The 23,330-nt window shown below is 39.8% G+C and carries 15 protein-coding genes and 1 pseudogene; 11 read left to right on the forward strand and 5 right to left on the reverse strand.

The genetic code is table 11. The features are described 5' to 3' along the window. Nucleotides 1–12: 12 nt before the first annotated feature. Entirely contained in the window at nucleotides 13–717 is a 705-nt protein-coding gene (locus tag EQO05_RS11450) for a (5-formylfuran-3-yl)methyl phosphate synthase (protein WP_128506627.1), read from the forward strand. Between the two features lie 31 nt (nucleotides 718–748). Continuing rightward, nucleotides 749–1,345, forward strand: a complete 597-nt coding sequence (locus EQO05_RS11455; RefSeq protein ID WP_240664606.1) for a metal-dependent hydrolase — start codon at nucleotides 749–751, stop codon at nucleotides 1,343–1,345. Between the two features lie 128 nt (nucleotides 1,346–1,473). Here the strand turns inward: EQO05_RS11455 and EQO05_RS11460 are convergent, their stop codons facing one another. After that, complete coding sequence (locus EQO05_RS11460) at nucleotides 1,474–3,264, reverse strand: hypothetical protein (protein WP_128506631.1); 1,791 nt, start codon at nucleotides 3,262–3,264, stop codon at nucleotides 1,474–1,476. An 873-nt stretch (nucleotides 3,265–4,137) separates the two neighbouring features. On the opposite strand from EQO05_RS11460, the gene EQO05_RS11465 reads away from it, so the two are divergent. Continuing rightward, nucleotides 4,138–5,454, forward strand: coding sequence for a DEAD/DEAH box helicase (locus tag EQO05_RS11465; RefSeq protein WP_128506633.1), 1,317 nt, complete (start codon nucleotides 4,138–4,140; stop codon nucleotides 5,452–5,454). Between the two features lie 136 nt (nucleotides 5,455–5,590). Here the strand turns inward: EQO05_RS11465 and EQO05_RS11470 are convergent, their stop codons facing one another. Continuing rightward, complete coding sequence (locus EQO05_RS11470; RefSeq protein ID WP_128506635.1) at nucleotides 5,591–6,487, reverse strand: polysaccharide deacetylase family protein; 897 nt, start codon at nucleotides 6,485–6,487, stop codon at nucleotides 5,591–5,593. A gap of 1,100 nt (nucleotides 6,488–7,587) precedes the next feature. On the opposite strand from EQO05_RS11470, the gene EQO05_RS11475 reads away from it, so the two are divergent. The 3 genes and pseudogenes from EQO05_RS11475 (at nucleotide 7,588) to EQO05_RS11485 (ending at nucleotide 10,140) form a co-directional block, all read left to right on the forward strand. Then, a complete protein-coding gene (locus tag EQO05_RS11475) occupies nucleotides 7,588–7,788 on the forward strand; it encodes a hypothetical protein (RefSeq protein ID WP_164888537.1) in 201 nt (66 codons plus the stop codon). Next, nucleotides 7,769–7,984 (forward strand): annotated as a pseudogene (locus tag EQO05_RS11480) (disaggregatase related repeat-containing protein); the annotation flags it as partial. The gene EQO05_RS11475 and the pseudogene EQO05_RS11480, both read left to right, overlap by 20 nt. Before the next feature lie 542 nt (nucleotides 7,985–8,526). Further along, nucleotides 8,527–10,140, forward strand: a complete 1,614-nt coding sequence (locus tag EQO05_RS11485; protein WP_128506641.1) for a right-handed parallel beta-helix repeat-containing protein — start codon at nucleotides 8,527–8,529, stop codon at nucleotides 10,138–10,140. A 97-nt stretch (nucleotides 10,141–10,237) separates the two neighbouring features. Here the strand turns inward: EQO05_RS11485 and EQO05_RS11490 are convergent, their stop codons facing one another. After that, entirely contained in the window at nucleotides 10,238–10,624 is a 387-nt protein-coding gene (locus EQO05_RS11490; protein WP_240664608.1) for a serine O-acetyltransferase, read from the reverse strand. Nucleotides 10,625–11,620: 996 nt separating this feature from the next. Here EQO05_RS11490 and EQO05_RS11495 point away from each other — a divergent pair. Next, complete coding sequence (locus EQO05_RS11495) at nucleotides 11,621–13,708, forward strand: disaggregatase related repeat-containing protein (protein ID WP_128506645.1); 2,088 nt, start codon at nucleotides 11,621–11,623, stop codon at nucleotides 13,706–13,708. Nucleotides 13,709–13,794: 86 nt separating this feature from the next. Beyond that, nucleotides 13,795–14,337, forward strand: a complete 543-nt coding sequence (locus EQO05_RS11500; RefSeq protein WP_128506647.1) for a metal-dependent hydrolase — start codon at nucleotides 13,795–13,797, stop codon at nucleotides 14,335–14,337. Between the two features lie 97 nt (nucleotides 14,338–14,434). Here EQO05_RS11500 and EQO05_RS11505 read toward each other — a convergent pair whose 3' ends face one another. Beyond that, a complete protein-coding gene (locus EQO05_RS11505) occupies nucleotides 14,435–16,036 on the reverse strand; it encodes a glycosyltransferase (protein WP_240664610.1) in 1,602 nt (533 codons plus the stop codon). 1,410 nt (nucleotides 16,037–17,446) lie between these two features. Between EQO05_RS11505 and EQO05_RS11510 the strand changes: the two genes are divergently transcribed. The 3 genes from EQO05_RS11510 to EQO05_RS11520 all read left to right on the forward strand — a co-directional run bounded on the left by EQO05_RS11510 (nucleotide 17,447) and on the right by EQO05_RS11520 (nucleotide 22,121). Then, complete coding sequence (locus EQO05_RS11510; RefSeq protein ID WP_128506649.1) at nucleotides 17,447–18,475, forward strand: polysaccharide deacetylase family protein; 1,029 nt, start codon at nucleotides 17,447–17,449, stop codon at nucleotides 18,473–18,475. Nucleotides 18,476–18,909: 434 nt separating this feature from the next. Continuing rightward, complete coding sequence (locus tag EQO05_RS11515) at nucleotides 18,910–20,574, forward strand: hypothetical protein (protein ID WP_240664612.1); 1,665 nt, start codon at nucleotides 18,910–18,912, stop codon at nucleotides 20,572–20,574. 83 nt (nucleotides 20,575–20,657) lie between these two features. Continuing rightward, nucleotides 20,658–22,121: a lipopolysaccharide biosynthesis protein gene (locus EQO05_RS11520; protein WP_128506653.1), complete on the forward strand. Its 1,464-nt coding sequence runs from the start codon at nucleotides 20,658–20,660 to the stop codon at nucleotides 22,119–22,121. Nucleotides 22,122–22,294: 173 nt separating this feature from the next. On the opposite strand, the gene EQO05_RS11525 is transcribed toward EQO05_RS11520, so the two are convergent. Then, nucleotides 22,295–23,302 carry a GNAT family N-acetyltransferase gene (locus EQO05_RS11525; RefSeq protein WP_128506655.1) on the reverse strand — a complete coding sequence of 336 codons (1,008 nt, stop codon included), beginning with the start codon at nucleotides 23,300–23,302 and terminating at the stop codon, nucleotides 22,295–22,297. Between the last annotated feature and the right edge of the window lie 28 nt (nucleotides 23,303–23,330).

A 23,330-nucleotide genomic window follows, 5' to 3' on the forward strand; every position in this document is an offset into this window, starting at 1 on the left:
TAGAGGATTTTTATGAAACTGCTTGTAAGTCCAATAAATAAAGAGGAAGCAATTATTGCTTCCAGAGGCGGCGCAGACATTGTGGATGTCAAAAACCCCAAAGAAGGTTCCCTTGGCGCGAATTTTCCGTGGATAATAAGGGACGTAAAGGAAGCTGTAGACGGCAAACAGCCTATAAGCGCAACCATAGGAGATTTTAATTACAAACCGGGAACTGCTTCACTTGCAGCTTTCGGAGCAGCGGTTGCAGGAGCGGATTATATTAAAGTTGGTCTTTACGATATCCAGACTGAAGATCAGGCCTTTGAACTCCTCACAAAGATAACACGGGCTGTAAAAGATTACGATTCGACAAAGAAAGTCGTTGCTTCAGGCTACTCGGACTACAAGCGCATCAATTCAATTTCTCCGCTGTTGCTGCCTTCAATAGCGGCGGAAGTCGGGGTAGATGTGGTTATGGTTGATACGGCGATCAAGGATGGAAAATCTACTTTTGAGTTCATGGATGAGAAAGAACTTAAGAAATTTACCGATCTTGCCCATGAACACGGACTTGAAAACGCAATTGCCGGTTCCCTGAAATTTGAGGATCTTCCGATGCTTGAAAGGATAGGCCCGGATATTATTGGTGTCCGGGGTATGGTCTGCGGAGGAGACAGACGAACTGCGATCCGGCAGGAACTGGTTGAGAAACTTGTAGCTGAGTGTCAGGCTTGAAAAGTCCTGTTTGATATAAAAATAGAAGCTTATGCGGCAGGTCATCAGGCAGGCCAGCCGCAAAATAATTAATACAAAAATAACTATTTTTAGTCTGATGTTTATCTTTGGACATATTGGAATTACCCTTGGTATCTTCTACCTGCTGAGCCGCTTATCCTCAAAAAATCGCTTCTCGGCAAACATTCCCTGGGTTGCATTCGGAGCGCTTCTTCCGGACTTTATTGACAAACCTCTTGGCAGGATCATTCTTGCTGAAACTATAGGAAGCGGTCGTATTTTCGCCCATACCTTACTCTTTGGCTTGCTGCTGGGTCTGGCAGGCTACTATCTGTACGTCCAGGGAAAACCTGAACTCCTGATTATTGCAGGGGCGTCCTTTTGCCATATTCTTGAAGATCAAATGTGGGATAACCCCGGAGTGTTTTTTTGGCCCCTCTTTGGGTGGGGATTTCCGAAAGATACGATATCAGGAAGTTTTATTGAGTATCTGATGGCAATTTTCAATAGATCGTACGCCCCCGGGCTTACAGAAGTTTTTATCTCAGAAATTATAGGATTGCTAATAATAATACTTTTTACTGGCAAGCACATTCAGGATAAGAGAAAAGAGAAATCTATAGCATAATGAAAGAAAAAGAGGGGTTTATTTCAGGATTGGGAGTAGCCTTCTTAAAAAGAGAAAAGGGAAATTTAATTCCATAACGGAAGTTGCTACTCAAAACCGTGGATTCCAGGCAAAATCGGGAAGGGGATTCACGGAATGTGCTCATAAATTTCAATATTAAGAGAGTCATATATTTTATAAACCGGATAATCGGGCTCAGCCTTGAGACCTTTCCAGGTAGGAACTGATGTTTCATCAGACTGCTTAGCCCTGGAATTCAAAGCCTCTGAGAAGGTAGTTTCCACAACATAGAAAGGCCCGCGTTCTACTGCTTCTTCTGCATATGTGCCGTCATCAGGGTCATTTTTAGAAGCATAAAGAGGTTTTTGAGAGCCTGTATCAAGTTCAGCCGAACTGCTACTATTATGAACTCCTGGCAGAGCCCCTTTTGTGTCCATGTCTGCAGTAGACATGACATACGTAGAAGTTCCTTCTACCCCGGATAGCCATTGAATTCCTTCGGCTTCATTTTGTGAAATTGCCTCAGAGACTCCACCTGTATACGGCGAACTGAAACAGGTGAAGAATCCCAGTGTCCAGAGCAGACAAAGTACCAGGACTGCAGAGCCAAGACCGAGAGTATACCCTTTTCTAAGGAAGATAATGTAGAGGGAGTACCCCAGCAAAGGAATCTGAGCAAAGATTATGAAGCTCAGGTTTGCAAACCTATCTGGGGGGTACGGAATGAAGGGATTTAAAAGGAAAGCAAGCTCCAGGAAAAAGGTTGCGATGTAAAGTACCAGAAAGCGGGGGTACCTGCGGACAAAATGGTGACAAAACCTTTTACGATTTTGCCATACGACTACAGAATTAATCAGAATTAAAATTAAAGGAATATAGTACTTGCCGTAATAGAGATTTAAGTGATGTACGAACTCGGGAAATCCGCCTTCCGTCCCTGGCATACTGGAAAGCCCTGCAGCCATTAGCATTTTAGCGCGGGAGATAAGATCCGAAATAAAGGTATCAAAGAACCGAGAAGCATATTTTGTAAATATCAGAAAGCTTCCCGAGGTAAGTGACAGGAATATGAATACAGGCATTTTTTTTCCTGTAGAACGGGAGGCGCGGCGGGAGAGAAAGTTGAAACTCCGGATTTTACGGAGAAATCCTGGATTCAGTACTTTGCTCGAGAAGGTAAGGAGCAGGGAGAAACAGACAAGATATGCAAAAGTAAAGGGATGGGCTAAAGGAATAAGAGGCATCATAAAAAGAAGGCAGACAGCCATTGACCTATTTTTATCCGAAAGCGCACTTCTCAACACAAAAAGATAGAGAGGTACCAGACAAAAGGTCAGGTAACAGGAGGCTGCCGATGTTTGGAAATGCCCGAAATAAGGAATCATAGAAGAGAGAAATGCTACCAGGACTAATTTTTCTCTGCTCATGAAGATCCGATAGAACAGGAACATTCCGGTAATAAATATGATTGAAAAAAAGACTGGTAAAAAGTAAGAAAGTGCTGGCGTATCAAGACCGGAGACTTTAGCCAGGGCTGAAACGAATAGTGGACCAGTGGGAGAAAGGCTGGAAAAGCTTGAAAGATCGCAAAGCGGACTCTGTCCTGCAAGCCCTATGTATGAGAATTTTTCTCCCCTGCCTATTGAGACATAGCCAAGCATGTGAGGCGTGATCAGTACTATAGTGTGGACAAGAAACAGTATGAGAACTGCAATTAGTTTTCTGTATGCAAGGAGCAGAACGCAGGCTGAAAGGTAGCAAAGGAGCAATGTAAGGTAAAAATGGAAAGGAAGCTGCTCATAGATATTGGTTGTATATCCTTCGGGCTGAATTCCCCTGAGAATAAAGAGACTGTAAACCAGTAGTAACAGGGAAATTGAGGTTATGAGATTTAAGATGTTATTAGTAGTTTTAGACAATGTGTCCCCCATCCTTTTTGAAAGTTACAGAGTCCAGTTTCAGTACCTAAGTATGAGCTATCCCTGAGACTTTGGTTTCATCCTTAAAGAGTCTTTTTTCACGGGCAGCATACAGGTTAAAAACTTTAGTTCCTAAGATTTTAGATATATTTTTCCTCTTTCTTGTTTTCCCTATATTCAATCGGTCCAACAAATAATTAATGGTTGTGCCCGGAGTGCAGTTTGATATACCTGCCTCAACCTAATTAATGTTTTCATGGATTAAAAATTTTCAACAATTAAAGTCTTTCGGGTACTTCCGCAGCCCAGAGATTTTAGTATTTCTGCACCAATAACTGGCATCATTTCAGGTTAAACTCTCTTAACACAAATCCAGCTAATGTTAAATATACGGTTTCAACCCTGCTAATGGAACACCAGGTTATTCAGATTCGTCTACGATTTCTGCCAGTAGCCAGAAGATCCAAAAATTCTTTCAGGGGAAAATAAGCATTGAGATCAGGATAATAGTATGTTCCTCTAAGAATAAATGAAATGATGGTAATCCCGGATACCGAACCGTAAAGCATTGAGACGAAGACCAAAATCAGAATTCGTGAAAATGAGTTTTCAAGCATTAAAATTCAGAAAATAAGCATCTTATAAACTGTTATATCGTTGGTTATAATATTTTACATTATATTACTCAACATTATATTTGAGACCTTATCTTCAATTCCATTTTCCACATTTCGGATGATTCAGGAAATCTGCAAGGAAATGCGAAAGAGAATCTCAAAGTTAAGGGGAGATCAGTTCAATAAATAGTCGATCACAATGGAAACAACTGGTTGACACAAGACGACAACATAAAATTAAAGGGGGAAGTTAAAGATGGCAGGTTCAGGATTTAAAGAGTTAAATTTATCAAAAGAAATAGAAATGGCAATCGAGGATATGGGCTTTGAAGAGATGACCACGATTCAGGCTCAATCTATTCCTTATATGTTGCAGGGGAGAGATGTAATCGGACAGGCGCCAACAGGAACAGGTAAAACTGCATCGTTCGGAATTCCGGTTTTAGAGGGCATAGACCCAAAAAATAAAGCATTACAGGCTGTAATTCTATGTCCGACGAGAGAGCTTGCGATTCAGGTGGCAGGAGAGCTCAAAAAAATTTCAAAATATAAAAAGGATATAGAGATCTTACCCATTTATGGCGGGCAGCCTATAGACCGGCAGATTAAAGCGTTGAAGAAAGGCGTGCAGATCATTACCGGAACTCCGGGTCGTGTCCTGGACCATCTGGATCGGCGTACTTTAAAGATGGATAGAGTAAAGGTTATCATCCTTGATGAAGCCGATGAAATGCTGGATATGGGGTTTAGAGAAGACATCGAAGCTATTATGGAGAAGATCCCCGAGAAACGGCAAACCGTTTTTTTCTCCGCAACCATACCTAAAGCTATTCTCGACTTGACAAAAAGATATCAGAAAAATCCGCAGTTTATAAAATTGGTACATAAGGAAGTAACCGTCCCGAATATAGAACAGTTTTATTTTGAAGTCAAACAGCAGTCAAAAACCGAGGCTCTTGCCCGCTTAATTGACTTTTACAATTTGAAATTATCTGTCGTATTCTGTAATACGAAGAAACGCGTGGATGAGCTTGTTGAGGATCTGCTGACAAGAGGATATATGGCTGATGGCCTTCACGGAGATATGCAACAGAAACAAAGGGATATTGTCATGTCCAGATTCAGAAGGAATGAGATTGAAGTCCTAGTAGCAACCGACGTGGCGGCTCGAGGCATTGATGTAGGAGACGTGGAGGCTGTTTTCAACTACGATATACCTACAGATGATGAGTATTATGTCCATAGAATCGGAAGAACGGCCAGGGCAGGGAAAGCCGGGCTTGCTTTCACTTTTGTTATCGGCAAGGAAGCATATCGAATAAAGCAGATACAGCGATTCACAAAAACTAAAATTAAAGCTCAAAGAGTTCCTTCAATCAGTGATGTTGAAGAGATCAGAACAAATATGCTTTTAGGAAATGTTAAAGAGATTGTCGATGCGGGACACCTGGCAGAGTATAGTAGCCTTGTTGAAAAACTCATTGAAGAAGAGTACACTTCTATCGATGTGGCTGCTGCTTTGTTAAAAATGGCACTTGAGAAAGAGAGCAAAGAAATGTCAGCAAAAGGTTAATTCCACATTCAGGGGAGAGTGAAATTTTCCCCTCTGCCTTTCTTCAGCTTATAGGGCAGTGAATCCGGGAGGGCTTTATCAAATTCTGTCATTCGACTGTAATTTTGACTATAAATCCAGGATAACCTTCAAATTATCATATTTCTTGATAATCCCTTAAGCATAATTTTTTGACATTTTCCAGACTTTTAAAAATGTGGCGGATTCTATGTTCTACAAGCTTTCCTTTCATGCACCAGTAAAGTGGCCTGTTGTTACCTATTGAAGGAAATTTGGTGCAGGAAATGTCAAGCGGGTGGAAATAGAAGATAGTATGCCCTCTTTTCAGGCTCTGGATAAGCCCGTTCAATACTAAAGGAGCTCCCAGAAAGCGAAGTATCGGGCCTCCGGATGCCGGAATTTTAAGTACATTATGATAATAAGCCCAGGGGAACTCAATAAAGTTTCTATCGTGGCCTGCTTCAAGCCCGTGTTCTACGGGATAGTAAGGGAAAGATGAAACTGTCTTAAGGGACGAATCCGTTTTATTGTAGAGAGAATTTACGGATACTGATGAATCATACTTGAACTTCATGCGTTCCAGTGAATCCACCATCCAGCCACCTACAAGGGCATTTGGTGCCCTGTAACCTGCCACCTTTTGCCCGCTAATTTTCTCCAGAATTCGTTTTGCAAGCAATGTTTTCTGCTCGAATTCCTCGCAATTCATTAATGGCATTTTTGTTTCAGGATCGATTTTGCAGGCGTGATGCAAGCCGTGGCACGCAATCTCATGCCCTCTTTCTACGATTGACTCGATAAGTCCAGGATAGTGTTCGACAGTGTCCGCAACTACAAAGAAAGTAGCAGTTATATTGAACTCATCGAGAATATTGAGTGCCCTATTTGTAGGTTCAGTCAGGAAATCATACCTACCGTCCCATTTTTCAAAGAACTCATTCACACTCCTGTAAACGGCATATGGAGAACTGCAGACTGACGGAATATGATACCAATCCTCAATATCCACTGTAACCGAAAAACTACCCTTCATAAGACTCCCCGTGCTACCAAAGGCGCATATATCCCATAATAAACGCCTAACCTTTGCTGAGATCACATGAAAATGGAGATATGCAAAGTTAACTGGGTAAAGAATTTATTATTAAGTGGAAGATCACATAGGTATAAGAAATTTTTTAATGTTTCTATTAAAATAAAAGATATGAGACAAGCCTGACCAGAGATTCTGCATTTTACACTTTAAATTTAATTGGAGATTCGGCAGAGATAGATAACTATAAATACAGGAAATTCAGGAAAGGTTGCCCCGTCTGGCAGTTTGACTAAATGTATAGGGTTTGTGGAGAGTCCGGCATTTCTCTGAGCTACTCGATAAATAAAGTAAACTGTCATGCCCGGAATTTTCAGGCACGCTAGACTCACACAGGACAGACTGCTAAATAAGATTTGATGCCCTCTCCAGGAGTTACGCGATTAAAACAAGAACAAGTCTCATTTTTTCAGAAATATTGAAGAAGTAGTCAAGGATATTTTGCCCAACAGTTATCTATTATATAAATCCATTTATTAAAATACAAAAAATATTTTATAGTTATATGAATAAAACCCGGATGTCCACCAGGGCGTCAATAGCACTAAATAAGAAGGTTTGAAGAGAGGTTGACCTTATAGTAAAGGCGTAATTAAGTGAGCAGACAGCATTGACCAGAATGCTGTCCTGTGGTCAGTAGCAGGTTTGATTCGTAGAAGCCGGGATTTTCAATCTCCGGTCATTTTCAGTCACTGATCCTTATAGAGTAATTGGAGAGGGGAGATTTATTTGCAGTGTGCCCGCCCCATTAAACACAGCGAACCGGGCTTCATATGTTTGAAAAATATTGCGCAGATATAATAGGAATCATATCCTTATAGAGCCAGACAGATCAGGAAATTCTGTTGAAGAATTCGAAAATCCCTATCTGATTAGATTAATTTTGAAAAGTAAGTATTACGAGTACGCAATGTGGAGTTTCAGGGGTTTTTTGGGAAAAAGTAGACCCCATAGTGTAAATTTTGAGCAGGCTCAGATCCCTGGAAAACCCAACCCAAAGGTGATACAATGCTAAAAAGCGATCATGGACCTTATTCCCGTTGGTGTGCCTTGTTTTAACAACCCTGCCGGCTGCATTAGGCGCTTCGAGTGAATCACTTGCATATGTTTCAGAAGAAAATACAATGGTCACTGATGAGTGGATAATTAACGACACTATTGCAGTGGATTCTGCGGAGCAGAAAATCAAAGCCGATAATGCAACCGTGGTAAATGTCCAGATTAACCCTGAAAGCAAATAGCCTGCCAGATAACAGGTATTATGAGCTGGATGTAACTGATCTCGTAAAGGAGCATTTGAGCGGCAAGTATGAAAATACGGGCTTCCGGATCAAGACGCACACCGAAAGTGCAGACTACGTGGCATTCTACAGCTGTGATACTGAGAACGAGGAACAGCATCCGAAATTGAACATAGAAAAGCCTGAGGGACCTTAACTTCAAGAGAACTCTACCAGATTAAAGATGTGAAAAAATCCAAAGAGAGCTTGTCCCAAAAACCTGAATGTTCAAGATATATTGAGAACCAGGCAAGTGGACTTGAACCAAATTCCCTCGTAAATTTAACCAGAATCATATAAATTTATAGCTTTTAATTCCTTTATCTTCGAGGCCTTTTAGAGATACCGCTACCTCTCCAGTCAATATATTCTTTGAATTGACAAGTTTGAGTTTCGACTCAGGCTTCAACCGGATGAGCCGGGGATTATGTAGGCAAACATTTTTAGAGTGTTCAGATTCAATTAAAGAAACTTTAAGCACATAAACTTTTTGTATACTGCCGCAATCAATGAATATTGTGTTTAAATTTTCCAGGGCTTTGAGAGAAAGAAATTGGTAAAAGTTTACTTCAATTTTACAGTACAGTGCATGAATTTAAAAAGAAACGCTAGTCTGTCCCGAAATCAAACGGATAATACTCCCTGCGGATGGCTTTTTTCACGTTTGGAGATTTACACTAAAAAAGTACAGGGATAAAAATGAACGGAAAAGATCTGAGATACAGATGGCAAAACAGGAAGAAAACCGGAGTCTATCTTGCAATTTTAATTTTCTTGATTGCAGTGGGAACAACCGCCCTTTCCACGACTTCACCCAATACAACTGTTTATGTTGGTACCGATGGGAGAGGGGATTTCAACTGCGATGGAAGTGACGCCCAGGTAGAAATAAATAAAGCTCTTGCATTTGTTGCAGAAAACTCTCAGTTCACAACCGTTCATCTGAAGGGTCCTAACACATACGTAATTTCGGACAGTATTTTACTTGGAAACGACACCGTTCTGGAAGGAGATCCTACAGCCATAATTAAACTTAAAGATGAAGCGGATTGGCCAAGAGATAAGCCTCTGATTACGCAGATGGACAGTACAGGAAACCATAATATCACTATAAAAGGATTCGAAATTAACGGAAACCATAACAGGAACGGAGAAAAAAAGAGAGGAGAGGGATATTACAATCAAATCCATTTTTCAAATTCCAGCGATATTCAGGTTCACTCAATGTATATGCATAACGGGCACGGCGATGGGCTGAAGGTAGAGAGGAGCTCTAACATCCAATTTTACAATAACAGGGTGTATAGACTGGGGCATGACGGGCTTTATGCCATTGAATGCAAAAATGTAGAGGCCTGGAATAATGTAATAACGTGCAGGACTAACAGTGCTCTCAGGGTCTGGAATTCGAACCATGTAAAGTTCCATGATAATGTAATCGATTCCTTCTATCACTGGAGCGCAGGCGGGCCTGGAATCCAGCTCCAGAAAACCACAGGCGTGATGAACGACATAGAGGTGTATAATAATACTATCCATAACACATACGGACCCGGCATCTGGCTTTTAGGTTATGGTAATTCTTACCCAAAGGAAGAAGCACAGGACGTATATATTCATCACAATATTTTCTACACTACCGGCACGAATCCAAGCATAGATTGGGTAGGCGGTGTAGTAACGAGTGGATTCTACAATACCCTCATTGAAAATAACGTATTTGATGGCATATACCATGCTGCTGTTATCCATATGTACCCTACAGGTTATTCCACTGATCTGTCACCCAAAGATACAGGATACACCACAATTGTTCGCAATAATATTATTGTAAATACGCTGCAACGTACTAAAGATCCGGGCGGAACAGGATACGGAGTAATTAATTATCTGCCTGGGACACATATCTTTGCGCTGGAAAACAACTGCCTCTACAATAATATAGCAGGAGATTACAGGAATGCTAGGTCGACAAGTGATATTCACGCAGACCCCCACTTTGCAAATCGGAGAAATCATGATTATCACCTTAAATCGACAGGTGGAAGGTGGAATGGAGAGACCTGGGTAAAAGATCTTGTAAGTTCACCCTGCATTGATGCCGGCTATCCGAATTCTGACTATTCAAAGGAGCCGGAGGATAACGGGAACAGAATCAACATCGGAAGATACGGAAATACCGAGTACACCTCGATCTCAGGCAATATGCCCGGATATGTTGTATGGTGGAACCAGATATTTTCACCGGAATGGAAACTCTTCAGGCTACTGTTGAGGATAATTTTCTTATTCTGCTTTAATATAACATATTAAAGCTTCCTCAACTCATTCTATAACGGAGTGCCCGATAGTTAGAGAAGCATTAGAGTAAATGATCTAGTCTTTATTTATTGAATGGTTATTATCAGAGTCAGAGGCTACCTCTAACAATTTGCGTAGCTGTAACTATAATGTCATCCGTTCCTCTTGTATTTATTTTTCTTGCAGGGATCCCCGCGATTGAGATACCCTTTTCATAAAATGATTTATTTACGACTGAATTTGCCCCAATTGCAATATTATCGGCAATTATGATATCCCCAAAGATTTTGGCACCGGGCCCGATATATACATTGTTTCCAAGTTGCGGCGCTGAAATACCATCTCTATTAGATCCTATATTGGTGCAGGCATGTATTCTGCAATTTTCTCCGACCCTGACGTCTTTATTTACAACAATAGTTCCTCGATGGGCGATGCATAAACCTGGACCAAAGACGTTTATGGGAATACTGAACCCCAGATGGACACTCATCATGTGGAACCTGAATAATAAGTATTTAAGGTATAGTCTGGAAACTAGAAATTTCTTACAATTGGTATAGTATTCAACCTTTCGTAATAATCTCTGAAATTTCCATATATCGTCGCCGATTAATCTAGGGTTTTCGTAATCTTTCCCCAGAGCAAATTTGTCTGCTTTAACGTAAAATTCGTAATCTGCTTTTGACCTGATAATAGATATACCCCTTCGACTATTGTCTCAGATTTTATACTTCTGAGGTCCTAAAATTCGATAAGTTTATACTCCCAAACTTCCTAAATGCAGTCAAGCGTTAGTTAATCCCAGGTTTTATACTTGAAAAGCCACAGCCTTCAGGAATCTAAATGAATGAACCTCGCATACTTCATTACAAATATAATAAAGCTTAATATAAATTCTAGAGAAAGAATGTTCTTTACAAATAGTACTTATTAATGATCGATTTTATCTTAAACCTGGGAAAGAAAGGTTTACAGGCAAATTAAGCTTAAAAAATTAAAAGTAGAATGTAGTTAAACGCTCTATAAACATTTAATGATTTATGGCAGCCGGAACTCGCAGTTAATAAAATTGTTTATGGATATTGTGAGGTCAGCATTATGATTCAGCAGGGATCTGCTGCAATCTCGGGTAAAGCTGCGGCCTGTAGGAAATGGTTCTTAAGGTTTTCATTGATAAGAGATCCAACTGCCATAAACTGTTATATGCAATAAAAAAGAAGAGAATATTGTATTTTTGAATTAGAGTAGAAAGAGATTAGAAAGATTGAATCAGGTCCGAAGTTGACTCGTTTACTAATAAAAAGGACGGGATTGGCAGGGATAGGCTCTATTAAAAAATTAAGTCAAAATTATCCTTTTTCAAATCCTAATCTTAAAATTCGATCAGGGGAAAGAGTGGAAATGTTTTAGAGGGGGGTTATCTGCAGACTTAAACAGATAACTTTTTTTAATCTTAAAGAATTATAGTTTAATGTATTGGGGATTTAAAATGGGCGGAAAAAGGCAAATATACAAATGGGGAGATCGAAAAAAAATATTACTTCTTAGCATAATTTTCTTTTCTCTAATCGCAGGTATAACCCTCACTCTATCAACGCCATCTGATACAGTAGTTTATGTTGCCTCTAATGGTAGCGGAGACTTTAACTGTGATGGGACTGACGACCAGGTAGAGATAAACAAAGCTCTTGCATATGTTGCGGAAAACCCTCAGTTCACAACTGTTCGTCTACAAGGACCCAATACTTACGTTATATCGAACAGTGTCTATATAGGAAGTGATACCGTTCTTGAAGGGGATCCAACAGTTGTGATCAAACTTGAGGACAAAGCTGGCTGGCCGTTAGAGAAACCTTTAATTACGCAAATGGACAGCGCTGGAAACAATAACATTGTAATAAGAGGGTTTGAGATTGACGGAAACCATGATAACAACAATGAAAAAAGTAGGGGAAAAGGATACTACAATCTGATTAATTTCCTTAATTGTGAGAATATAAAAGTCCACGATATATACATGCATGACAGTCACGGGGATGGGCTTAAAGTTATAAAATGTTCAGGCATTCAATTTTACAATAACCGAGTTTATAAGTTAGGGCATGATGCTCTCTATGCTATCTATTCCTCAAACGTAGAGGCATGGAATAATAAAATAACATGTAGGACAAATAGCGGCTTAAGAGTTTACAATACAAATCACGTGAAGTTCCATAACAACATTATCGACTCCGAAGGGGAAGGAGGGGCAGGGATTGAGATCCAGAAAATCGGCCCATCGACTGTGATGAATGATATTGAAATCTGCAATAATCTTTTATATGAGACGAATGCCGCAGGTGTATGGATTACGGGTTACGGGTCCGGATATTCCAAGGACTCTGCAAGAGATATCTACATTCATCATAATAAATTTTATAAATCCGGCATTAACCCAGGCGCAGACTGGGCAGGGGGCATAGTACTCAATGGTTTCCAGAATACTTTGATAGAGAATAATAAATTCGAAGGATGTTATGGCGCTGCTATTGCTCATAAACAGGTTACTGAAGAATTTCTGGCTCCAGGCACAGGATATACAACCCTTGTGAGAAATAACATAATAATGAATACGCGATTCAGTCCAGCAGCCGGAGAAGGGTATGCTATATACAATAAGCTGGAAAACACCCATTCCTTTAATCTGGAAAATAATTGCCTTTCCAACAATGCCGGCGGGAATTATCTGGGTGCAAGCTCTACTTCAGATATTGAAGCTGATCCTGAACTTGCGGCAAAGTTGAACAAAAATGAGTCTTTAGGGGAAGACTTCCCCTGGATTGAGGCTATGTCTGCCGGACCGCAGACCCCTTATGAGATAGATGAGAGTAGAATCCCGGAGGGCCAGGGAGAAGACTTTAAATCAAGCCTTCAAAGGATCTTTTCAGAATTTTTAAGATCGCTAAAAAGATTCTTTTTAAGTCTTTCGATGCAGTCTGACGAAATTGAGAATTTTAAAATTGCTTTACCATTCATTATTTCTGACAACAGGTTGAGGCAAGAAGCTCCTAATATGACTCTCAGTGAAAATGAATATATTGATATCGGAAAAAAGTCCGATGGAGGCATTTACAGGGGCGTTATACTCTTTGATCTGAATTCGTTCAACCAGACTGACAGGATCGAAAAAGCAACATTATCTTTATTCTGGTATTACCCGGAAAATCAGACAAGAACGAAGGATACGGTACTGGAAGTATATAGACCTGTGAAATGGTGCGAAGAACATGTCACGTGGCAGCAAAGAGAAACCAATATCCCATGGAAAAACTCCGGAGGAGACTGGTATGATAGGAATGAGGTCTTCCAGGGCAGCACTCCATATGCCACAGTAACTATCAGCGGAGACGAAATCCCTGACAACCGCTACTATGAACTGGACATAACAGAACTTATTCAGGAATATGCAAGCGAGAAGCACGAAAACACAGGTTTTCTTATAAAGGCCCGCGAGGAAGACGGTAACTATATTGCTTTCTACAGTTCCAACTGGCAAGACAAAAGTCAAAGACCTAAACTCACCATAGAGTATGCCTGAGTATCGATAAAATTAATCTGAAACGTAATTTGATTTATAATAAAAGGGCAATATTTAGATATAAATGTAAAGCCCTTTAATTTTCGATGCTACTTTTTGGACATCTGGGGATTGCGCTGGGGCTATTTTTAGTAGGTGGTATTTTTATACCCCGATTAAGACTTTTAATAGACCCGAGGTATCTGGCCATTGGAGCCCTCCTACCTGATTTAATAGACAAACCTTTGGGAAGGGTTATCTTTGCTTCTACCCTTGCAAACGGACGCATTATAGGTCACACAATATTGTTTTCTCTTCTTCTTACCCTAATAGGGGTATATCTCTACAAAAAAAATAGAGATTATAGAGGCATTGTCCTTGCTTCAGGCTCTTTTCTTCATCTTCTGGAGGATCAAATGTGGGCTCAGCCTCTAACTCTTTTCTGGCCTCTCTTTGGATTAAGTTTTCCCAGAGATTTTACGGACTATACCGGGCTGGAATACTTGTTGAGAATGTTTGGAAGATCCTTTGAACCTGAGTTCTCACAAACATTTATCGCGGAGGTCCTGGGGATCGGAATAGTAGTTATTTTTGTTGTGAATTGGATAAAAAAGCGACTGAGTGAAAACAATTCTGATGGGATAGGATGACAATGAAACAAATAGATGGAATAGAAGAGTAACAGTAAAAAAATGAAGGGAAAAATCAGGTATGATAAAATAAAATCCAGAAAATTGCTTTTCCGGGCTAACGAGCAAACCCTACCCTTTCATTCCTTTTCTTTTCAACCTGCATATCAAAAAGCATTCCGAAAAGAAGCATCTGAAGCCCCGTACCCAGTACAAGGAAGCCAAGCAGAGGGTAGTAGGAAGGTAGAGGATGTTGTAACAACATCTGAAAGAAGCCCCACAATCCTAAAAGAACACCCATCGGCAAGGCAAGCATTCCAAGGAAATAGAATAATACTAGCGGATGGAAGTCCAGTACAGTGTATTTGACCCTTAGCCTCCAGAGAAAGCCTCTAAAGATCATGGGTGCTACTTTGCGGATAAACTTGCTATATCGAATCTTCGATTTTTCGTTACCGTAACGAGCAGGCATCACTACATCCATTACTCTCATACCGAAGGCATTAAGCTTGATCAAAAGATCGTTACAATAGCCATAATAAGGATAGACTGAATCCAGATCAATTACCTCCAGGGCTTGCCTGGAAATAGCTGTATATCCATTTTGGGGGTCCATAACCTGCCAGTAACCGCTACCTATTTTAGTGATAAAGCTGAGAAGAAGATTTCCAAAAGATCTCCATCTGCTCATTCCGGTCATAAAGTCATCAGTGAGTAATCTATTCCCTTTTGTATAATCAGCTCTTCCCTCAATGATTGGAAAAATCAACCTGGGAAGCTGGACAGGGTCCATTTGGTTATCTCCAGCCATGACCGCAACGACATCCATCTCGTCTTTCAGGGCAAGTTTATATCCGTCTATTATCCCTGCGCCTACTCCTTTATTTACTTGATGTCGCAGATAGACAACCCTTGAGTCTCCAAATTTTTTTACAATTTCCCCTGTGCGGTCTGTACTGCCATCATCAATTACGTAAATTCTGTCCACATACTCGGGGATTCCGCTCAGAGTCTCGCCTATAAGCAATTCTTCATTATAGGCGGGGACGACAACTCCTATACGAGTACTCTCAAGCTTCCGGAATATGGGATCCACATCAAAACTCAGGTAGTTAACCTTGAGTCCTTCGGTCTTTGCCGCAGACAGAAGGGATTTTAAAGACAGGTGCTCTCTGCCTGAACTGATTTTCTGCAGTGAATCTGCAGTTATCGCAAGAAAACCTATTTTTTCCTTGAAGGTATTTTTCCCATTGTAAAGCATTATTGTCTCCTGCTCACAGGAGATACGGCAGGGCCACGAACCTACTGATAGGTCAAACCCCTGTCTTAATGGTTCAAGGACATGGGAAAGCAGATCTATATCTTGCATGCACTCCGGATAGATAAGAACCACAAGTTCTGAATCAAGAGATGCCTTGTAAAGGATATTTAGTAATGCCTCTTCCCCACCTGAGGCAGGAACAACTCGTGCCCCTCCCAGAGCAGCTACTTCCATAGTTCGATCAGTGGACCCTTTGTCAAGTACAAGCACACGATCAGCGTAACTTGCCGCAATTAAGACTTTGCTTCCAATAGAAGTTTCCTCGTTCTGAGCTGGAATTAAGACAGTAAATTCATGCCTGAGCAACCTATCAGTAAGTTGGGTTGGCGAAGATACTATGCTAATAGGATCAGAGATTAGAGAATTAAGACCAAGTGAAAGGGCTGGAAACAAACCCAATCTACCCCCCTATACATATGCATGTGCTATAACCCCCTTTATGTGTATAAGTGCAAAAATATTAAAGGCTATCATACTAAAAATTATGAGACTAAGATATATTTAAGGTTAACACATGACTTGGATAGTCCAATAAAAATATTAATAAGGAAAAAATATCCTTACAAAAGATCTCTGTAAATAAGAGAGAGTGACTGGATTAAGTGACTAGTGCCTCCCGATGCCTTTAAATTGAAAATAGACCTGATTATCTAGGAATTAAAGGCAGGATAATTGGTAAACCTCTTAATTATTCACGCAATTGTTTGGCCATGGATATGCAAACTATTTTTAATAAAGAAGTTGTTCCTATGTGATTTTCAGCCTCCTATTCTCATGAAAACCAGGTCTTGAAGAAATAATCAATTCCGGAAAGAATAGGAGAATAACCTGAATATAAAGGACTAAATTTGACATAACCAAAGCATATATGAAACAAGAAACAGTGGATTGATAGGGTTTATAATGCAGTTTATAAACAATTTATACCGAATCCGGAAATATAAATTCGACCCTGGGTGGGTTGGAGCCTAAAGAATTTCTTCCATGATCAGCCGTAGAAGCAAGAGATGCCCTGACTGTTGATAAAGAAGTCAGATAAAGATAATGCGGCAGGAAGATTCAAGCAATGAAAACGCCTCTGAAAGGAGCTTTTTTCTTGAGAAGTCTGTAAACGATGGAAATAAATGAATCACAGATTTGAATAAAATAGATATAAAAGGTAATATTGGGTAACCTTTATAATAAGATGGCAAAGGAAGTAAAATATTATAGTAGTGATCGGACACTGAACAAGGAATTTTAATTCAACGCCAAAACTTATATCCTAATAATATTTATTCATTTAAGGGCAAACATTATAAAATGATGGATACTGCGGAGCCTCGGCTTATGGACGAGGTTACTGAATATTTCTGGTTATCCTGCTGATTTAGATTAATTCGGGGGCTAATGGAATGTTTGTGTTTTTCTTACGTTTTAATCCTTAACGTAAAGGAAAATGCATCTGCTGACCTCAATCAATAAATGGTTAAGGCGAGTCTGCAGAAAAAATAATGAAAGCACGGATTCTCTCTGCTGAGAACTTGATACTTGGATTAAATCAAGACTTGTATTTCCGGAAATTCTAGAATGTGGACGAAACCATACTGAAAGAGAGTCAGGGCGAATAAGAGAAATCAAGATTTATCAGACCACGGTTTAAAAGATAGAACAGAACCTGTGAAAAGTAGATTAACGGTTCCAGTGGGGATAGGATTGATAAGACAGACTCATCGGGATAAATTCCTGAATGGAAAAAATAAAGGGACGGGAGTTGACCAAATATTTAATAAAGTTGAAGGTCCAAGATGTAAGAATAAAGGGGATACTTTGGCTAAAAAAATACAGGATGATGGCGAGCTATGGGAGTTATTTACAAAAAAAGAAGAGTACGATCCTATCCTGTTAGATAAATATGGAAGATTTCCATATTACTTGAGCAGTCAAAGAAATGTTTTTGAACCACACGTTTCGAAATTTCTAATTAGAAATGGGCTGAATCCTGAATATCCCGAAGGCAGAAAATTTGCTGTATGCCTGACTCACGATATCGATTTTGTTTGTCCCGGAATGCTGAATACTGCGGCCAGAACCGTAAAAGCTCTCAAGAGGGGCCAATTTGCACAGGCTTCTATCCTTCCATTTTCAAGAATAAACAAGACATGGAGTCCCCTGTGGAATTTTAGACAAATTATGAAACTGGAAGAAAGTTACGGAGCAAAATCAACTTTTTATTTCCTTACTCTTGATCCCGGAAATGAAGATTTTACCTTCAGCATTGAGGAACTGGAAGGAGAACTTGGACATATTTCGGATGACGGATGGGAGGTGGGACTTCATGGAGGCCATGAGGCCTATAATAACCCGATGGAAATCAGGAGCAAAAAGCAAAAATTAGAAAAAGTGCTCCGAAAGGAGGTTATGGGCTATAGAAACCATTATCTGCGATTTAAGACTCCAAAAACCTGGGAGTTCCTTGCAGATGCTGGTTTCAGTTACGATTCAACTTTCGGGTACCATGATTGCGCAGGTTTCAGGAACGGCATGTGTCATCCTTTCACTCCATATAACCTTAATACAGAAAAAGAAATCGATATCCTGGAAATCCCGCTAAGCATCATGGATACCACTCTTTTCAACCAGATGCATCTTGACTTCAGTCAGGCATGGAAGCTTACGGAAAAGCTTATTGATACGGTTGAAAGCCATAGAGGCGTGCTTACAATCCTCTGGCACAATACGTACATGCAGGGGGAGTATCTGGGGTTCTATAAAAAAATCCTGCAGTACTGCGCTCAAAAGAATGCCTGGATGGTCTCAGGAGCCGAAATATACAGATGGTGGAAGGAGAAATATTGAATAGTGGGACAGACCAGGTATAAAAGAGCTTGAGGCTGAAGAAAGAAACTACCGTGAAAACCCATTGTGAGCTTACAGGAAAATAATATTTTGATATGGAGCGATTAAATTACAAAATTATTATCTAAAAATTCTTTAAAAATTATCGTTTGTGGGGTTGTATGGGAACTGTAAAAGGATATGCGGAGAGAATTACAAATAATCTTGATGTAATTCTCAGCGTTATGGGGTTCGGTTTAGGGTTATTAATCATTTCTTTATATTATATAATCAATCTAAACCAGAAGGATATTGGAATTGCCATTCTCTCTTCCTGCTTAATCTATTTTATTTTTAGGAATAAATTTAAAAGTGAGGCCGCAATATCTTCCAAAGAAGACAGATTTAGAAGTATACTGAGCATCTCGTTCTATTTTATTTTTTTAATATGTGTTTTGATATACAGTATAAATCTATACTATAGACCTGTATCTTATTTCATACTGGTATGTGTCCTTGCAGCCATTATCGCCTCGCAAATTCTATATATTAGAGAGGGAGACAGCCCAGCCTCCATATTACTGCAGATATTCCTTCTATCAATTCTGATAAGAGTCGGAATTTTTTACAATTTTCCGAGCCTGATGGGCTATGACGCTTATTTCCATGCCAGCATGGCACGGGTTATTACTGACACCGGATTTATTGCTCCGATTGAGATAAGTAGTAAATATTTCTACTATCCGCTTGCTCATATCTTTGTTTCAGTGTCTCAGGTAATGGGCAATACAGATATTAAAGATGCAATGTTCTATTCCATAGGTTTTGCCAGTGTTTTCAGTACTATAGGTATTTACCTCATCGGAAAGAAGCTTGAAGGGCCTCAGATGGGATTGCTGGCGACTTTGCTAATAAACCTGAATAATCATAACATTGTTGCAGGCATTGCAAATATAACTCCTGGTTCTCTGGTTCTCTGCTACTTTATATTCATTATATACGCAATCTTTAGCGAGAAGCAGAGCTTGAAATACACAGGATTTATTCTGCTAGTTACTATTCTAATGGTTCTGACTCACCAGTTGACCACTTTTGTTGTATTTCTTTCTATAGTTTCAATCTACGCAGGAAAATACCTTCACACCCATCTTTATAAAAGCCTTCCTACCAAAACATCCAGTTATAATTATATTCTTTTTTTTATTATTAGTTTACAAACGTACTGGATGTTCACATTTGTCAACCCGAACACCTCTTTTCTTGAAATGGTTCTCAGTCCCCTGATGGATGTAATACAGATAGGAACAAGCTACTCAGGCAATGAGCTTATTGTAGGCTCCGGAAATAATCAGGAAACCCTGGAAGTGCTCTTACTTCATATAAGCTACCTTGCTCTACCGTTCTTCGCAATCGGAGGGGTATTAGCATGGTTTTCGGGCAGAGATGTCAAGAAAATCAATAAATTCTCTATTTCTCTGGTGGTTGTAATTCTGTATAGTCTTGCCTATGGAATTCCTTTGCTCGGAATGAGAAATTTCCTGACAAGCCGTTGGTTCCCGCTGATAGCAGTATTTCTGGTGCTTGTAGCCGCCTCATACATACTAAAACTGGTGAACCTCTTTAACTCAAAAAGAGCAAAGATCCCAGCTATCTTCATAATCATTCTATTGTTTTCATTTGTAATGGTCACTACGCCAGGCATAAATAAAGATAATCCGCTTGTGGCAAAGGACACGACCGTCAGAAACCAGTTCAAAGAAGTTGAAATCGAAGCAATCAAAACAGTAACCGCAAAACACTCCGGAAACATCCTGATGGACTCTCCATATGACAGCTGCCTTTTTTACAGGGATAGAGGATATGATACCAGTAACGCAACATATTTTAACATTCAGCATATACAGACTGGAGAGATCGCCGGTAATCCTATGGTTCTGCTTAGAAAATCGACGTTGAAAGAGCCAGTATCCATTAATGACCCTGAACGTTATGGAGTGAACTTTATCCAGAAGATGCCAGAGGAGTTCTTCAACAGATTTGAAGCATATGATTACGCCCGGATATATGATAACAAAGAAGTATTTGCTTACATAAAAGAAGAAAAGACGGCCCGAAATTAAGAGCCTGGGATAGCCACTAATTACTGTAGTGGGATTAAAGAAGAGCCCATATATCTGGACTTATATTTAAAGTTGGAAATAATATGTCAAACTTTATTGCCAATGTGCTAAAACTTGTATCGGGAAGTGTTGCTTCACAGGTTCTGGGTATACTTCTTGTGCCTCTACTTACCAGAATTTACAGCCCTGATGATTTAGGAGTCTTTCAGCTCTTTGTTTCAGTATCAGGCATACTTGTGATTTTCTCTACTTTCTCATACCAGTATGCTATTATGTTACCAAAAACCGAAGAGGATTCTGCAAACGTAGTTTTCCTTTGTTCGATATTAGTTACCGTTATATCCTTACTCACAGCCGTAGTTGTAATAATTTTTCCGACGGAAATTGAACACATCCTTAATGCACCTGGAACCTCAAAATACTTAATTTATCTTCCGGTAATAGTATTCTTTAACGGTCTTTTCTTTGTGCAGAATTACTGGCTTTCAAGAAAAATTCGCTTCGGAATTATAGCAGGATCCAGAGTTTTAAACACTTTGTCAACCAAGGTGTTTCAGTTAGCTACTCCCATCTTGAGTGTAGTATCCCCTCTGGGCCTTATAGCAGGATACGCAATTGGATACGGATTTGCAGACCTGTTTATGCTTAAGGGTGCAAAAGAAGACTTAAAAATCTTCAAAAAAGTCTCAATAAAAAAGATGAAAGAGGTGGCAATTCAGTATAAAAACTTCCCTTTGTTTAGTTCCTGGTCTACACTAGCAAACACGATTTCTCCACAGGTGCCTACCTTTTTGCTTGCATATTTTTACAGCACAAGTGTTGTCGGATATTTTTCAATTGCGAATCAGGTAGTAAATATGCCCATGGGACTTATAGGGACAGCTATACAACAGGTTTTCTTCCAGAAAATCAGTGAGGTTAAAAACGGGAATGAAAAGGGAGATATGAAAATCATCGTTAGCGAAGTTTACAAAAAACTAATTCTAATAGGCATATTCCCGATGATACTCCTGCTGATTCTGGGAGAAGAGATTTTTACATTTGCTTTCGGAGAGGGCTGGCATGTATCAGGCACTTATGTGAAAATTCTCGTGCCCTGGATATTCCTTGTTTTCCTGTCCTCGCCTATCTCAACCCTTTATAGCGTCTTTGAGAAGCAGAAGGTCTGGCTGACCTTCAGCATGATTCTTCTGGCCTCCAGGGTGGTAGCACTGGTGATAGGGGGAATGTACGGAAGTCCTGAGCTTGCCCTTGGCCTGTTCAGCTTTACAGGCGTTATATTCTGGCTCTGGAACAATGCGTATTTGCTTAATCTTGTAGGGATTAATAGAATGGAAAGCGTAGAGATCCTTGTTAAATATGCAGCAATAGGAATCGCTGTCTCGACCCCATTAATTCTGCTTGAAGTGTTCTCTGCAAACTTTTATATTATCCTCCTTGCAACTGGCATCATAACTCCTATTTATTACGGTCTGACCCTTCGTGACGACCCTACATTCAGGAGAATATTTTCGGCTTTTCTCGTGAATATAAAAAGCAAGACCTGAATAAGAAATTGAACCTTTTCAGGGAAATAACTTTGAGAAAAAGCTGAGCTCAAAAATATCCCATTTAGAAAGAGAAAGTAGAACCCGGTCAAGAAAAGTCCCGATTAGAAAAGATACAAAAATTAATTTCGGGATTTTCCCGACTTTGCAATTTTAAGAAAAGTTCTGTTCTGTTAGTAAGTTTCTTTGTGGGTGGTTTTATACAGAGTTTTTGCGATTGAATATTTTTTGCTCTCCAGAGTCACGCTATAGTAGGGAATTAGCTCAGGAGAGAAGCCCATGATAAAATCCGCAAACCTGGAAATATTCGCTGCCATTACATTCATGTACTCGAAGTTTCGGGACTTCAGGTCAAGAAATTCATTATAATATAGAAGAGCATTAGGTCCCAGACGACCAAAATCCGGGTTCAGGGCTGAGGTCCAGGTTATAGAGCATTTCTTTCCATACAGATTCAAGTGAGCTGCAACAGCTTCACCTTCAGGAGTCTCTGAGACAAACATGTAACCGATATCTTTTTCCTGAATCAGCTTAAATACTCTCTCGAAGAACTCTCTGGGAAGTGGAGGTGCTAAATTCTGTTTTTCGTAAACCATTGAAAGCAGATGGTAATATGTCTCAGGATCATTCCATGACCTGGTCTTAAGTTCTGCCTCATTTGCAGTTTTAAGTTCTCTTCGGATCTTTCTTGAAAGGTTGTTGTCCACATTATCTTTCAGATTTAAGTAATGAGTATAATGCACAGTGGAATCCCATCCGTACCAGGTAAAAGGTCTCACATCCTCAAAACCCGGAGAAAACGTAAGATGAATACTGTCAAACCCCTGTTTGCAAAGAAATTCCCTGAGTGGATTAAGAATTTCGTGAATCTCCTGTATACGTTTACTTGCCTTGGAACTTGCACTCTCCTTAATAAGAGGCCCGCTATAGCTGGTCATATCACAGGTCGAAGTTGCTACTTTCAAGATTCCCTTAATGTTTTTAACAAAAAGCGGGCAACCTCCTACAAGTTCACCCTTTCTGAAACAGCCGTAAATTCTGAGATCTTTTGACAGGACATCCCTGCAAATTCCAAGCCATTCACTGGTATGGAAAAGTGTACCAGGTTGAGCTTTCTCTACAAGCAAATCCCATTCTTTGTATTCGGATGGCGCTAATTCTCTAACTTCAATTTCGTCCATTTTAAGCCCCGTGCAAATAAATATTATT

The sequence above is a fragment of the Methanosarcina sp. MSH10X1 genome (assembly GCF_004099695.1).
GTDB lineage: Archaea > Halobacteriota > Methanosarcinia > Methanosarcinales > Methanosarcinaceae > Methanosarcina.